The organism is Pseudomonas sp. LS.1a, assembly GCF_022533585.1.
GTDB lineage: Bacteria > Pseudomonadota > Gammaproteobacteria > Pseudomonadales > Pseudomonadaceae > Aquipseudomonas.
Genome location: NZ_CP092827.1, coordinates 1,912,684 through 1,926,415, shown reverse-complemented (window position 1 = coordinate 1,926,415; position 13,732 = coordinate 1,912,684). Strand labels below are relative to the sequence as shown.

General features: G+C 64.5%; 13 protein-coding genes and 1 pseudogene. 8 read left to right on the top strand and 6 right to left on the bottom strand.

Going from position 1 to position 13,732, the window contains the following annotated elements:
* Positions 1-15: 15 nt before the first annotated feature.
* The 3 genes from MKK04_RS08855 to MKK04_RS08845 all read left to right on the top strand — a co-directional run bounded on the left by MKK04_RS08855 (position 16) and on the right by MKK04_RS08845 (position 2,562).
* Positions 16-720, top strand: a complete 705-nt coding sequence (locus MKK04_RS08855; RefSeq protein ID WP_207835172.1) for a FadR/GntR family transcriptional regulator — start codon at positions 16-18, stop codon at positions 718-720.
* Between the two features lie 16 nt (positions 721-736).
* A complete protein-coding gene (locus MKK04_RS08850; protein WP_207835170.1) occupies positions 737-1,405 on the top strand; it encodes a GntR family transcriptional regulator in 669 nt (222 codons plus the stop codon).
* A 95-nt stretch (positions 1,406-1,500) separates the two neighbouring features.
* Entirely contained in the window at positions 1,501-2,562 is a 1,062-nt protein-coding gene (locus MKK04_RS08845; RefSeq protein ID WP_241106468.1) for a hypothetical protein, read from the top strand.
* Positions 2,563-2,683: 121 nt separating this feature from the next.
* On the opposite strand, the gene MKK04_RS08840 is transcribed toward MKK04_RS08845, so the two are convergent.
* Entirely contained in the window at positions 2,684-3,112 is a 429-nt protein-coding gene (locus MKK04_RS08840) for a PACE efflux transporter (protein ID WP_063913990.1), read from the bottom strand.
* A gap of 102 nt (positions 3,113-3,214) precedes the next feature.
* Between MKK04_RS08840 and MKK04_RS08835 the strand changes: the two genes are divergently transcribed.
* The 3 genes and pseudogenes from MKK04_RS08835 to MKK04_RS26630 all read left to right on the top strand — a co-directional run bounded on the left by MKK04_RS08835 (position 3,215) and on the right by MKK04_RS26630 (position 6,122).
* A complete protein-coding gene (locus MKK04_RS08835) occupies positions 3,215-4,093 on the top strand; it encodes a LysR family transcriptional regulator (RefSeq protein WP_241106467.1) in 879 nt (292 codons plus the stop codon).
* A gap of 97 nt (positions 4,094-4,190) precedes the next feature.
* Positions 4,191-5,267: pseudogene (gene mcpA / locus MKK04_RS26635) on the top strand (methyl-accepting chemotaxis protein McpA); the annotation flags it as partial.
* Between the two features lie 114 nt (positions 5,268-5,381).
* The gene (locus MKK04_RS26630) at positions 5,382-6,122 is read left to right on the top strand and encodes a methyl-accepting chemotaxis protein (RefSeq protein WP_370290711.1); all 741 of its coding nucleotides are present in this window, start codon (positions 5,382-5,384) and stop codon (positions 6,120-6,122) included.
* A gap of 112 nt (positions 6,123-6,234) precedes the next feature.
* Here MKK04_RS26630 and MKK04_RS08825 read toward each other — a convergent pair whose 3' ends face one another.
* From MKK04_RS08825 to MKK04_RS08815, 3 genes are all read right to left on the bottom strand, one after another.
* Positions 6,235-7,299, bottom strand: coding sequence for a YkvI family membrane protein (locus MKK04_RS08825; protein WP_241106466.1), 1,065 nt, complete (start codon positions 7,297-7,299; stop codon positions 6,235-6,237).
* A gap of 67 nt (positions 7,300-7,366) precedes the next feature.
* Positions 7,367-7,744: a RidA family protein gene (locus MKK04_RS08820; RefSeq protein ID WP_207835160.1), complete on the bottom strand. Its 378-nt coding sequence runs from the start codon at positions 7,742-7,744 to the stop codon at positions 7,367-7,369.
* Between the two features lie 12 nt (positions 7,745-7,756).
* Positions 7,757-8,893, bottom strand: coding sequence for an NAD(P)/FAD-dependent oxidoreductase (locus tag MKK04_RS08815; RefSeq protein WP_233694880.1), 1,137 nt, complete (start codon positions 8,891-8,893; stop codon positions 7,757-7,759).
* Positions 8,894-9,008: 115 nt separating this feature from the next.
* Between MKK04_RS08815 and MKK04_RS08810 the strand changes: the two genes are divergently transcribed.
* Together MKK04_RS08810 and MKK04_RS08805 are read left to right on the top strand one after the other, a co-directional pair.
* Entirely contained in the window at positions 9,009-9,602 is a 594-nt protein-coding gene (locus MKK04_RS08810) for a helix-turn-helix domain-containing protein (protein ID WP_233688351.1), read from the top strand.
* 261 nt (positions 9,603-9,863) lie between these two features.
* On the top strand, positions 9,864-10,649 hold the full coding sequence (locus MKK04_RS08805) for a sulfite exporter TauE/SafE family protein (protein ID WP_063913983.1): 786 nt from the start codon (positions 9,864-9,866) through the stop codon (positions 10,647-10,649).
* 3 nt (positions 10,650-10,652) lie between these two features.
* Here the strand turns inward: MKK04_RS08805 and MKK04_RS08800 are convergent, their stop codons facing one another.
* Positions 10,653-11,192 (bottom strand): histidine phosphatase family protein, encoded by a 540-nt coding sequence (locus tag MKK04_RS08800; protein ID WP_241106465.1) that lies wholly within the window; start codon positions 11,190-11,192, stop codon positions 10,653-10,655.
* Between the two features lie 189 nt (positions 11,193-11,381).
* A complete protein-coding gene (locus tag MKK04_RS08795) occupies positions 11,382-13,616 on the bottom strand; it encodes a TonB-dependent siderophore receptor (RefSeq protein ID WP_241106464.1) in 2,235 nt (744 codons plus the stop codon).
* Positions 13,617-13,732: the final 116 nt, after the last annotated feature.

Here is a 13,732-nt window from a genome sequence, read left to right as displayed (position 1 = left end):
TTCCAGGAGCGAACCGTGATCAGCTCATCGACCGTCGTCAACTCAGTGGTGGAAAAACTGCGCCAGGCCCTCGCCCGCGGCCAATGGCGTACCGGCGACATGCTGCCAGGCCAGCGCGAGCTGGCCGAACAACTGGGCATCAGCCGCCCCAGCCTGCGCGAAGCGGTGACCGTGCTGGAAACCCTGGGCCTGGTGCGCTCGCTGCCAGGCAAGGGCGTGCTGGTGCTGGATGCCGACGCTGCAGGCCAGGAACCGAGCCTGGACACCAGCACCGCAGCCAGCCTGGCCGACGTGCTGGAGCTGCGCTACACCCTTGAACCCTTCATCGTCGGCCTGGTGGCGCAGTCGGCCAACAGCCAGGACATCGGCCAGCTGCGCCTGACCCTGATGGACATGCGTGAAGCGCTGGAGGCCGATGACAGCGAAGCCGGAGTCCGCGCCTATATCGCTTTCCATGAAGCGCTGTTCGCCCTGACCACCAACCCGATCTTCCAGAGCGTGGTGCAACAGACCGGCAATGCCCTCAAGCAGAGCGCCGACATGCTGCGCAATTCGCCAGAGCACCTGGCCGCACGGCTGAAGGAGAACGAAGCGGTGGTGCGTGCCATACGTGAACGCAGCAGCGCCCAGGCCAGTGCCCAGATGCGCCAGCACATCCTGGCCGAAGGGCTGCGCATGGGCATCCCGTTGAACATCCCGGACGAACACCCGCATCCATGACCCAAGGAGAGCGACCATGAACGCCGCCCCCCACTTGCCGACCCTGCTCGCGGCTGGCGAAACCCGCCTGTCGGCCGAGCAGATCTACCCGCGGCTGTTCGATGCCATCCTCGAACAGCGCCTGCCACCTGGCAGCCTGTTGCCCGAACAGGCGCTGGGCCATGCCTTTGGTGTCAGCCGTACAGTGATCCGCCGCGTGCTCGGGCGCCTGTCCGACCAGCAGGTGGTGGTGCAGCGCCCCAGCCACACTGCGCATTTGGCCGCGCCCGACCCGGAGCAGGCACGCCAGGTGCTCAGCGCCCGGCGCCTGGCCGAAACCACGCTGATCACCCTGGCCGCGCAACGCGCCCGGCCAGTGCAGATTCGCCAGCTGCGGCAACTGGTGGAACGCGAGCGCCAGCACCATGAAAACGGCGAGCGTTGCGCGGCGATCCGCCTGGGCGGCGAGTTTCACCTGAAACTGGCGCAAGTGGCCGCCAATGCGCCACTGGCGCGGTTTCTCAATGGCCTGGTGCCGATGACCTCGCTGATCATCGCCCGCTACGAGTCGCCGTGCTGCGACCACTGCGCGTGGGAGGAACATGCGGCGATCATCGATGCCGTGGAGCACGGTGATGCCGAGGCGGCGCTAGGGCTGATGCACAAGCACCTCGACCGCCTGGAAGAAAAGCTCGACCTGGATTGACCCGGGCCGCTGCCGGCGATGGGCTGCACGGCAGCCCCCTCAACCCCACCCTATACTCCGAGAACCACCCCAGCCTCTATCAGGGAGGCGGTTGCGTGAGCACTCGAGTCCTCCTGCTGCTGTGCCTGCTGCTGGCCCTGGCCGGCTGCGCAGGCAAGCCTCCACCTGCCCCGCCGCCACCCGTGGTGCTCACCCCCGCCACCTGGCAACGCATCGACCAGGAACTGATCGACGCCTCGGTCGGCGCCGCCAGCTCGGCCAACGACTATGCCCGGCGCTCCATGCGGGTGTGGAAGGAACAGGTACACCGGCGCACCGAAAGCGACTTCATTCCCTGGTTCACCGGCTACTGGACCCAGCAGTGGCTGACCCTCAAGGTGGCCTGGTACAAGATCGACAGCGGCGAAGGCCGGGAGCCGGCAGAAAAACGTCTGGCGCTGTACCTGCAGGAGCAGTACCACAAGCGGGTGATCGAACCGGTGGCCGAGCAGATCAACCCCGAAGGCATCCGCGACCGTGCCTGCGAGCTGTACCTGCAACTGCTCGGCCAGCAGCTGCCGGCCATCATCAGCCGCTACAACGCGCCCCCCGAGCAGTTCAGCCAGCGCCTCAACCGCATTCCCGCCATCGCCCTGGGGCCGCCAGATGCGCGTAATGCCAGCCTGTATCAACTGCTGCGGGCCAAGTCGCTGGCCCAGCAACCGGCCTGGCAAGCCATGCGCCAACACCTCCACCAGCAGGCCAGCAAGGGCCCCGGGAAGACCGATGTCGGGCTGAACTCGGTAGCCAACCAGGCCAGCGAAAAACTCGGCGCCACCCTGGCCCCGCGCGGCATCGCCAGCGCCGTGGCGTCAGCGGTGGGCAAGGTGGCGGGGGCGATGATTTCGATTGCGGCAGCCGGCTACGGAATCATGACCCATGACCGCGAACACCCGCAGATGGTCGAGCAGCTGCGGGTGATCCTCAACGTGGCGCTGAGCCAGGAATGGCAGGAACTGATGGAGAACCGCCAGAGCGGGGCAATGGCAGGGGTGTATTACCTGTCGGGGCAGGTCGAGGACAGTTTGCTGGCCAGTGCGCCGCGGCCGGCTGAACAACCGGTTGAGCAGCAGGTGAAGCAACAGCAGGAGCCTTTGATCATTCGCCTGCCGCCTTAGCCATTGTCTGTACTGGCCTCTTCGCGGGCTCGCCCGCTCCCACAGGGGTATCACAGGTCTTGAGAATTGTGGAAATCCTGTGGGAGCGGGCGTGCCCGCGAACAGGGCGGCACAGGCTGAATCAGGCTGTCGCCATTGCCGAACTGGGCAACCCGAACACCCGGTCGAACGCCCAGTTGTAGGCAAAGGTGTAGCACGGCACCAGCACGATGAACGCCATGTCCACCAGCAACGCCTCCAGCAAAGTCATGTCCAGCCACCAGGCAATCAGCGGAATCAGGTACACCACCAGGGTCAGCTGGAAGCCGATGGCATGCGCCACCCGCCGCGCCACGCTACGCCCGCGCTTTGCCTGACGGCTCTCCCACCACTCGAACAGGGTGTTGTAGATCAGGTTCCAGAGCATGGCGATGGTGGTGATCATCACCGCCAAAGGCCCGGTATGGGACGCTTGGCTGTCCGAGAGGTAGGCCAGTCCGAGGGTCGACATGCACAACCCGATCAGTTCATAAAAAGTCACGTAGACCAGTTTGCGTTTGAGTCCCTGCACCCGGGAGTACCTCCAATGACAAAAGCGATGGGGCGCGATCATGCTTCATCATGCTTGACAGCAAAAGTCAGCAGCTGTCAGATTTTCTGACAGGAGGCTGCCATGAACTTTTCCAGCGACAACATCCAGCTGTTTCTCGCCGTGCTCGACCGCGGATCGTTTTCCGCCGCCGCGCGCGCCCTGCAGCGGGTACCTTCGGCCGTGAGCATGGCCATCGGCAACCTTGAGGCCGAACTGGGCTACACCTTGTTCGAACGCGGCCCGCGCGAAGTCCGCCCGACCGCACAGGCCATTGCGCTGGAACCCCATGCCCGGCTGATCGCCGAGCAACTGGGGCTGCTGCAGGTGCATGCCCTGGAGCTGTCCCAGGGGCTGGAAAGCAGCCTGACCCTGGCCGTGGTGCCGGACATCGACCACCGCCCGCTGCTGGCGGCCATCGCTCGCCTGGGTGAGCGCCACCCGCTACTGGACATCGCCCTGCTCAGTGCCCCGCAGGAAGAAGCCCTGCACCTGCTGGACAGCGGCCGCGCCGACCTCTGCATCGCCTTTGCCGGGCTGCAGGTCGATGCCCGTCGTGGCTTCCAGCACATCGGCATGGAGTCGCTGATAGCCACCCTGTCCCCCGCCCACCCGGCCTTGCGCGAAGGGCGTATCCACTACCTCGAGGACCTGACCCGGGTGCGCCAGATACTGGTACGCAGCCGGGACTTGCCGCTGGCCGACCCACGCCCGCTGATAGGCGCCACGCACTGGTCCACCGACAGCTTCGACCTCGCCCTGCAGATGGTGGAAGCCGGCCTGGGCTGGGGTGACTTGCCACTGTCGCGGGTCGCGCCACTGCTGGCCAGCGGGCGCCTGGTGCGCCTGGACTTTCGCAACACCCGCAACGAACTGCAGTTGCCGGTACACATCTTGTGGCGCAAGCAACAACCGTTGCAGCAGGCTGCACGTCTGTTGATAGAGCAGTTGTGTAGCCCGTGAATACCGTCTGTCGAAACGACCGTAAGAATTTTCTGTAAGAGCATCAATCTTTTACCCCTTGAGCCGATATCCCGGTCGATAGGTTCCGCAATGCGTCATGAGCGCGCTGCGCCCTCCCCTCACTGGCCCAAGGTCTCGAAACATGAACCTGAAATTTCGCCACAAGATCCTGCTCAGCGCCTGCGGCGTCGTGGTCCTGGCATTTGCCCTGTTCACGCTCTACAACGACTACCTGCAACGCAATACCATCCGTCAGAACATCGAAGCTTCGGTGCAGCAGTCGGGCGCACTGACCGCCAGCAGTGTGCAGAACTGGATGAGCGGGCGCATCCTGGTCCTGGAAAACCTGGCCCAGGACATCGCCCAGCAAGGCGCTGGCGACACCCTGGACGGGCTGATCGAGCAGCCGTCCTATACGCGCAATTTCCTGTTCACCTACCTGGGCCAGGCCAACGGTGCGTTCACTCAGCGCCCCAATGCGCAGATGCCCGCCGGTTACGACCCACGTCAGCGCCCGTGGTACGGCGCCGCTGCCAGCGCCGGGCAGTCCGTGCTGACTGCCCCGTACCAAGGCGCTGTCGGCGGCCTGATGGTAACCATCGCCACGCCTGTGAAAAGCAAGGGCAATGGCGAACTGATGGGTGTGGTCGGCGGTGACGTCACCCTCGACACCCTGGTCGAGATCATCAACTCGGTCGATTTCGGCGGCATCGGCCACGCCTTCCTGGCCGACAGCAATGGCCAGGTAATCGTCAGCCCCGACAAAGACCAGGTGATGAAGAACCTCAAGGACATCTACCCCGGCAGCAACCTGCGGGTCGCCGCCGGCATGCAGGATGTCACCCTCAATGGCCAGGACCGCATCATCTCCTTCGCCCCGGTGGCCGGCCTGCCTTCGGCACAGTGGTACATCGGCCTGTCGATCGACAAGGACAAGGCCTACGCCGCCCTCAGCCAGTTCCGCACCTCGGCGATCATCGCCATGCTGATTGCCGTGGCCGCCATCGCCGGCCTGCTTGGCCTGCTGATCCCGGTGCTGATGAACCCGCTGACCACCATGGGCCGCGCCATGCGCGACATCGCCGAGGGCGAAGGTGACCTTACCCGCCGCCTGACCGTACAGAACAAGGACGAATTCGGCGAACTGGCCACATCGTTCAACCGCTTTGTCGAGCGCATTCATGCGTCGATCAGCGAAGTGTCCTCGGCCACCCGCCTGGTGCACGACCTGTCGGAGAAGGTGGTCAATGCCTCCAATGCATCGATCATCGGCTCCGAAGAGCAAAGCATGCGCACCAACAGCGTGGCCGCAGCGATCAACGAACTGGGTGCCGCCACCCAGGAAATCGCCCGCAACGCCGCCGATGCCTCGCAGCATGCCAGCGGTGCCAGCGAACAGGCCCACGGTGGCCGTGAAGTGGTCGAAGAAGCGATCAGCGCCATGACCGCCCTGTCGCAGCGCATCAGCGAGTCCTGCGCACAAATCGAAACGCTCAACGCCAGCACGGACGAAATCGGCAAGATCCTCGACGTGATCAAGGGCATCTCGCAGCAGACCAACCTGCTGGCGCTGAACGCCGCCATTGAAGCGGCCCGTGCCGGTGAAGCCGGCCGCGGCTTTGCCGTGGTGGCCGACGAGGTCCGCAACCTGGCGCACCGCACCCAGGAATCGGCGGAAGAAATCCACCGCATGATCACCAGCCTGCAGGTAGGCTCGCGCGAAGCGGTGCACACCATGAACACCAGCCAGGTTTCCAGCGAGCAGACCGTGCAGGTAGCCAACCAGGCTGGCGAACGCCTGGCCAGCGTGACCCAGCGCATTGGCGAGATCGATGGCATGAACCAGTCGGTGGCTACGGCTACCGAAGAGCAGACCGCCGTGGTCGAGAGCCTCAACCTGGACATCACCCAGATCAACGCCCTGAACCAGCAAGGGGTGGAGAACCTCAACGAGACCCTGCGCCATTGCGACCAACTGGCCCAGCAGGCCGGGCGCCTGAAGCAATTGGTAGGCAGTTTCAGGATCTGATGGACCAAGGGGGCGCTCTGCGCCCCAATCGCGACGCAAGGCCGCCCCCACAGGTGCCATGCGGTCCTTGTGGGAGCGGCCTTGGGTCGCGATTGGGCTGCGCAGCAGCCCCCTACGCCACCGCCGCTTTGACCACTTTGCTCCGCCGCACCCAGGCCAGCAGCACCGCAGCCATCAGCACAAAGCCCAGGTAGCCGAACAACGGGTACACCTCGCCCACCAGGCTGATGAACCCCACCAGGCTGCAGCCCAACGCCACCACCCCAGTCACCACCGAACCCCAGCGGAACGTCGCCGTGCCCACCGGCAACAACCGCGAAAGGAACGAAAACAACGTACCCACCGCGGTGTTGACGATCATGCCGAAGATGATCAGGCACATCACCAGCCCCAGCAGCGGTGACACTTCGTTGGCAATCGACAGCATTGGCATCGGCAGGTCAGCCACGCTGTCCAGGCGCGACAACAGCCCGGCACTCATCACCAGCATCAGGCCGCCCAGTGCCGCACCACCGAGCAGTCCACCCCAAACCGCGGTTTTCTCGCCCTTGGCCGAGCCGCCCAGAATGGCCAGGATCGGCGCGCCGGCAACGATGTTGTAGGACACGTACAAGAACGCCCCCAGCAGCCAGTGACGGGTGCCGGCCTGTTGCTGGCTGGCCAGCAGGTCAAGCTGGGCGAAACTCTGCTCACGGGTGAATACTGCGTACAGCGCAATCGCCGACGCCACCAGGATCAGCAACGGCGTGATGGCGCCAATGGCGAGGATCACCTTGCGCACGTCCAGGCACACGATGCCCACCACCACAAGCGTCACCAGCACGCTGCCGGTCAGTGCCGGGATGCCGAACTGCTGCTCCAGCAAGGCGCCACCGCCGGCCAGCATGACCACGGTGACGGCGAACATGAAAAAGGTGATCAGCCAGTCGACGAACAGGCCCAGGTGACGGCCGCAGATGGCCTGGATCACATCCTTGTGCGAGGTGGCCTGCTGGCGATTGCCCAGTCCCGCCAGGGCCATGCCGAGGAAGGTGAACAAGGCCGCGCTGACCAGCGTACCGGCCAGCCCCCACACACCGAAATCGACAAAGAACAACAACAGTTCCCGCCCCGAAGCGAACCCTGCCCCCACGATCACGCCGCCAAATGCGCCGGCGATCTTCAGCTGCTCTTGCATGTGCACCTCTGGATTTATTGTTGTTGTCTTACTGCCACCGCATCGCTTTTTGGGGCTATTTGTTCGGTCACGAATCGCCGACAAACGCCTGCACTTCGATCTCCACATCCACCCCCAGCGCCAATGCCGAGGCTACGGTCGAGCGCACCGGCAGCGCTGCGCCGAAGAATTCCTTGTACACCTCGTTGAAGCCGGCGAAGTGGCTCATGTCCGACAGCCATACCGTGGCCTTGACCACCTGGTCGAAACGCGCGCCACAGGCCGCCAGGCTTTCGGCGATGCGCTCGCAGGCGGCGCGGGTCTGGGTCTGGATGTCCCCGCGCACCACTTCGCCGCCGGCACTCATCGGCACCTGGCCGGAGAGGAACAGGAAACCGCCGGCTTTCACCGCACGGGAAAACGGGAACGGAAGGCTGCTGGGGAAACGCTGGATATCATTGCTCATGAAATGCTCCTTTCAGGGTTGTTGGAAACGGGCCGGGGACAGGCGCTCGGGCACCACCCCCTGGCTGACAAGACCGGGACACAGGGGTTGCCGCAGCAGCAGGTCGGCGGCCAGGCGCGAGGCGCCCGCAGCCGACTGGATGCCATAGCCACCTTGTGCCGCCAGCCAGAAGAATGCGGGTGCATGCGCATCGAAACCGATCACCAGGTCGCCGTCGGCGACGAACGAGCGCAGCCCGGCCCAGGTGTGGCTCGGCCGGCGGATCGCCAGGGTGGTCATGGTTTCGATGTTGTAGATACCCAACGCCACGTCGAACTCCTCGGGCGCGGCGTCCTGGGGTTCGACCGGGTCGGCATTGGCCGGCGAACCCAGCAACTGGCCGGCGTCTGGCTTGAAGTAGAAGCTTTCGTCAACGCCGATCACCGCCGGCCAGCGGGCGAAGTCCTGATCTGCCGGGCCGGGGAAGGTAAAGGCACTGCGTCGGCAGGGTTGCAGGCCGATACGCGCCACACCGCACTGCTCGGCCACGCGGTCGGCCCAGGCGCCTGCGGCATTGACCAGCTGGCGCGCCTGCACGCGACTGCCATCGCCCAGCTCCACCTGCCACAGGTTATCCAGGTACCAGGCCTGGATCAGCTCGGCGTTGCAGCGCAGTTCACCGCCAGCGGCGCGATAGCCGCGCAGGAAGCCCTGGTGCAGGGCATGTACGTCCAGGTCCATGGCGCCCGCTTCGAGCACCGCGCCGGCCAGGGTCTCGCCACGCAGGCTCGGCACCAGGGCCAGGGCGGCGTCGCGGTCAAGCAGGCTGACCTCGGTGCCATTGGCCAGGTTCTGCGCATAGGTCTGCTCAAGCAGCGCGCGCTGTTCCAGGCTGGCGACGTACAGGCAGCCGCGCGGTTCCAGCAGCGGGTGCTCGCAGAAGCCCTGCGGTGGAGCTTCGTAGAAGGCCCGGCTGGCGCGGGTCAGCGCCTGGATCTGCGGGGTGCCGTAGGCCTCCATGAACATGGCTGCCGAACGCCCGGTGGAATGGTAGCCAGGCTGTGCCTCGCGCTCGAGCAGCAGCACCTTCTGCTGGCCGGCCAGGCGATAGCCCAGCGATGCACCGGCAATGCCGGCGCCGATGATCAGGGTGTCGTAGATCGGGGTCATGCTCATTCCTGCCCGGCAAATTATCATTTGTGAGAATTCTAATATATGAGAATTTACGAATACGCAAGGGTCCAAGGTAAGATGCCCGACCAACGCTGCATGCCGAGATCCCCGAATGCCCGCTGCCCTACCCCTGCTGGACCGTGCCGTAGTCGGCCAGCGCCTGCGCCAGGTGCGCAAGGCGCGCCAGATGACCCTCAAGCAATTGTCCGAAGCCAGTGGCGTCCCGCTGTCTACCTTGTCGAAAATGGAGCTGGCGCAGGTCTCGGTCAGCTACGAAAAACTCGCCGCCGCCGCCCGGGCGCTGAATGTCGACATTACCCAGCTGTTGCGCGCCAGCGGCACGGTCACGGCGCCGGTACCGGTGACCGTGGTGGTCGAGTCGCTGCCGGGCGCGGCGGGCTACTCGACCGGCACCTATGAATATCACCCGATCGCCGGCGACTTCCCCGAACGGCGCATGACACCCGCCTATGCCCGCATCATTGCCCGTGAACGCGGCCAGTTCGACGATTTTATCCGCCACCCTGGGCAAGAGTTCGCGTTGGTGCTGAGCGGGCGCGTTCGTATCGAGTTCGAAACCGGCGAAGCGGTGAGCATCGGGCCGCAGGAGACGGCATATTTCGACAGCCAGGTGGGGCATATCTACCTGTCGGAAAGTGACGATGGCGCAGATGCACATGTGATGGTGGTGATGACTGATCGCTGACAGGCCCTCATGAAGCAACTGCCTTGCTAAAAATCCGAAAACCGGCGCGATCCCCTGTGGGAGCGGGCTTGCCCGCGAACATGGGCGAAGCCCGTGCCATCCACCGCGGCGCCTGCTTCGCGGGTAAACCCGCTCCCACAGGGAACCTATTCAGCCCCTGACTCGGTTATAACCTAATAACGAACAAGTCTATTTGGCTATAAAAAAATCTATATGCTGGCTGCATCCGATAACGGGCAAAGTTGGGCAGTCGAGTAGCGTATGGATGTAGGTTCTTTCGGTTTCACCATTGCAGGCCTGATCGTAGGTTTCATCGTCGGCATGACCGGCGTCGGTGGCGGCTCGTTGATGACCCCGATCCTGTTGTGGTTCGGCATCAGCCCGGCAACGGCCGTCGGCACCGACCTGCTCTATGCCGCCATCACCAAGGCCAGTGGCGTCTGGGTGCATGCGCGCAACAAGAACGTCGACTGGAAGATCACCGGCCTGCTCAGCCTGGGCAGCGTGCCCGCGGCGGCACTGACCCTGTGGTTCCTCAGCACCCTGCACACCGACACCTCGGCACTCAACGCCGTCATCAAGCAAGGCCTGGCGGTGGTGCTTATCCTGACCGCGCTGGCCATCCTGTTCAAATCGCGTCTTCAGGCCTTCGCCAGCCGCCACGCCGGTGACCACTACCACCTCAGCGACCGCAGCCTGAACACCCTCACCGTGCTCACCGGCGTGGTGCTGGGGGTGATGGTCACCCTCACCTCGATTGGCGCTGGCGCACTGGGTACCGTGGCGTTGTTCCTGCTGTACCCCTTCCTGGTCACCCGCCGCCTGGTCGGTACCGAAATCGCCCATGCCGTGCCACTGACCCTGGTAGCGGGCCTGGGCCATGCGGGCATGGGCAACATGGACTGGTCGCTGCTGGGCTACCTGCTGCTGGGCTCACTGCCAGGCATCTACCTGGGCAGCCACCTTACCGGGCGGATTTCCGACCGCGTACTGCGCCCGTGCCTGGCGGCGATGCTGCTGCTGATCGGCTACAAGCTGGCGTTCTGACCTTCAGCCCAGGCGCAGGCGCCACTGCCCGGTCAGGCTCAGCTCCAGACGCGACAGCGGCAACACGTCGATCCGCTGGCTGGCACTCATCGGGCAGCCAAGCACCTGCACCAGCACGGCGCGCATGACCATCGGGTGGGTAACCGCCAGCCATTCACCCGGCCTGTCGAAGGCCGCCAACCAGGCGGCCATGCGCTGGCAAAGCACGGCGAACGACTCGCCGCCGTGCACCTCACTGGCCGGGTCCTGCAGCCATTCGGTCAATGCCTGCGGTTGCTCGGCCTGCAATTGCTTGAGCGTCAGCCCTTGCCAACGCCCCAGGTCGCAATCGGCCAGGGCCGGCTCGACCTGAGCCTGCCCCGAAAACCACGCCGCCGTCTCACAGGCTCGTCGCTCTGGCGCAGTCAGCACCTGCACACCGGAAAGGTCGGCGAAAGGCTGTTGGAGCAACGGCAGGATGCCGTCGTCCGCACGGTGCAGGCGCCCGGTCTTCTGGGCCTGGGTCAGGGCGTGGCAGATCAGGGTCAGGCGGGCGGCTTTCACCGGGTTTATCTCGCAGCGGGCTGGGGCGCATGGTTTAGCATGCTGTGGCAATTTTTGCCGCAACATTATGGCACCGGCTGCGCCGCTGTTCGCAGGCAAGCCCGCTCCCACAGGGATAGCGCATGGCTTGAGGCCGATGCGCTCGAGGTGGAGCTTGCCGGCGAATGGGCCGCACAGCGGCCCGTGGTGTCAGAAGTTGATGTTCAGCGCAGCGAACACCGCCCGGCCCGGCTGGTTATAGGTATTTGCGCCCGAAGTACTGGCGTTGCCGCCACGCAAGATCTGCTTGTCGAACACGTTGTTCACCCCCACCCGCACGTCGTAGTTGGCGTTGAACTTGTACCCGGCGCTCACATCCACCAGCCCGTAGGCTTCCACATCCTGTTGCGCCGCCTTGTCGTAGGCTTGCTGGGTACGGTCGTTGTAGGTCGGCGACTTCTGCTTGCCGAAGTAAGTACCCGCCACCTGGAACGACAGCTTGTCGGTAGCGCGCCAGTCGAGGGTGGTGTTGACAGTGTATTCCGGGATCACCGACAGCGGCTCGCCGGTCTCGCGGTTGTCGTTGTCGAGCATCCAGGTCAGGTTGGTGTTCCAGTCCAGGGCCGGTGTCAGCTCGATGAACAGGTTGCCTTCGATGCCTTCCACCCGCGCCTTGCCGGCGTTGTCCCACTGGGTCACGCGGCTGCCAGTGCCGATGGTGTACAGCACATCGGTATCACCGATGATCTTGTTCTTGTAGTCGTTGCGAAAGTACGTGGCACTGGTGCGCCAGGTACCACGGTCGTAGAGCAGGCCGATTTCCTTGTTGACGCTGATCTCGGGCTTGAGGTCGGCGTTGCCCTGCAGGTAGCAGCCACCGTTGTTGGCCTGCTGCACACTGCAACCGTTGCCACGGCTGTACAGCAAGTAGTTGGGGTTGGACTGGTACAGGTTCGGGGTTTTGTAGGCGCGCGCGATGCCGCCTTTGACCGACAGCGCTTCGGTCAGCTTATGCGACAGGTTAAGGCTGGGGCTGAAGTTGTCGCCGAAGGTTTCGTGGTGATCAAAGCGCAGGCCCGGGGTAATGGTGGTGTCACCGACTATGATGTTGTCCTCGACGAACAGCGCATAGCTGCGGGCGGTCGTCTTCGAGCTGCTGCGGTCGAAACCGACCAGCCCGTCATTACCCGTGGGGTCCGAGCTTTGCGGGCGCAGCGAGCCCTGGTCATTGAGCGCCTCGTACAGGTATTCGCCACCCAGGGTCAGCACATGCTCGGTGCTGCCCATGGCGAATGGCAGGTTCACCTCACTGCTCAGGCGTGTGTTGCGCAAGCGCGACATCGCGGCGCCTTCGGCGTTGGGGGCACCTTCGGTGCGGCCTGCCAGGCCCTCGTTGAGGCGCCAGTTACGCACGTACTCGTAGGCCAGCACGGTCTTGCTGGTACCCCAGGTGAAATCGCCCAGATGGGTCAGGTCGTAGGTACTGCGCTGCATCACATTGGTTTCATGGCCATACAGGCTGGACACGAACTCGACGTCGCCACCGCCGTTACTGTTCATGGTGTCGCCAGCAAAGATATTGCCCTGGCGGCTGTAGCCGACGCTGGCCTCGAGGCGGTGCTCGTCGTTCAGCTTCCAGCTCAGCAGGCCATTGATGTCCTTGTTGCGCACCCCTTCGCGGCCCGCCACCAGCGCGCTGGTGGCATGCCCGGCGTTGATGTCCAGGTCGTCGGCATCGGTCTTGGCCAGGCCGCCGTACAGGCGGAAACCGAGGTTATCGGTCAGGCCGCCACCCAGGTTGAAGTTGGCCCGGCGGCTGGCGCCCTCGGCACTGTCTTCCGGCAACTGGGTGTACAGGCTGACGCTACCCTTGAGTGCGTCGGTGGGGCGCTTGGTGATGATGTTGACCACCCCGCCCATGGCGCCGGAGCCGTAGCGTGCGGCCGCCGGGCCACGCAGGATCTCGATGCGCTCGACCGCTTCGGCCGGTACCCAGTTGGTTTCACCGCGGGTATCGCGGTCGCCGTTCCAGCCATAGCGCACGGCATTGCGTGCGCTGGATGGCTTGCCGTCGATGAGGATCAGGGTGTTTTCCGGACCCATGCCGCGCAGGTCGATCTGCCGGTTGTTGCCCCGCGCGCCGCTGGCGCTGTTGCCGGTCAGGTTGACCCCGGGTTCGCGGCGAATGATGTCGGACAGGTCATTGGCCGGCGGGTGGCGCTTGATGTCTTCGGCGGTGATGATCGACGTGCCCAGGGCCTGGCGTGCCTCGCGCTCGGCGGTGACCAGGGTGTCCTCGATCACCAGCGCGTTGTCGGCAACCGGCATCTCCAGCACCTCACCCGTGCGCTTTTCTTCCGCCTGAGCCGCGCTGGCCACCAAGACCGGTGACGCCAGCGCAACGAACGCCAGGGCCAGGCTGTTGGGTGAAGTCTTGCACTGCATGGGTACATCTCCTGCGATTCATGAGCGAAACGGCACATCCCTGTCGGAAACCGGGGGCCCTCGCCCACCGGCCTCGCAAACACAGTTTGATGGCCAACAGGGATGGTAAATATAGA

Bases quoted from the DNA above. Each gene is read 5' to 3' on its own strand.
- MKK04_RS08850 (WP_207835170.1), top strand. From the start codon at position 737: ATGAACGCCGCCCCCCACTTGCCGACCCTGCTCGCGGCTGGCGAAACC.
- MKK04_RS08835 (WP_241106467.1), top strand. From the start codon at position 3,215: ATGAACTTTTCCAGCGACAACATCCAGCTGTTTCTCGCCGTGCTCGAC.
- MKK04_RS26630 (WP_370290711.1), top strand. From the start codon at position 5,382: ATGCGCACCAACAGCGTGGCCGCAGCGATCAACGAACTGGGTGCCGCC.
- MKK04_RS08825 (WP_241106466.1), bottom strand. From the start codon at position 7,299: ATGCAAGAGCAGCTGAAGATCGCCGGCGCATTTGGCGGCGTGATCGTG.
- MKK04_RS08820 (WP_207835160.1), bottom strand. From the start codon at position 7,744: ATGAGCAATGATATCCAGCGTTTCCCCAGCAGCCTTCCGTTCCCGTTT.
- MKK04_RS08815 (WP_233694880.1), bottom strand. From the start codon at position 8,893: ATGACCCCGATCTACGACACCCTGATCATCGGCGCCGGCATTGCCGGT.
- MKK04_RS08810 (WP_233688351.1), top strand. From the start codon at position 9,009: ATGCCCGCTGCCCTACCCCTGCTGGACCGTGCCGTAGTCGGCCAGCGC.
- MKK04_RS08805 (WP_063913983.1), top strand. From the start codon at position 9,864: ATGGATGTAGGTTCTTTCGGTTTCACCATTGCAGGCCTGATCGTAGGT.
- MKK04_RS08795 (WP_241106464.1), bottom strand. From the start codon at position 13,616: ATGCAGTGCAAGACTTCACCCAACAGCCTGGCCCTGGCGTTCGTTGCG.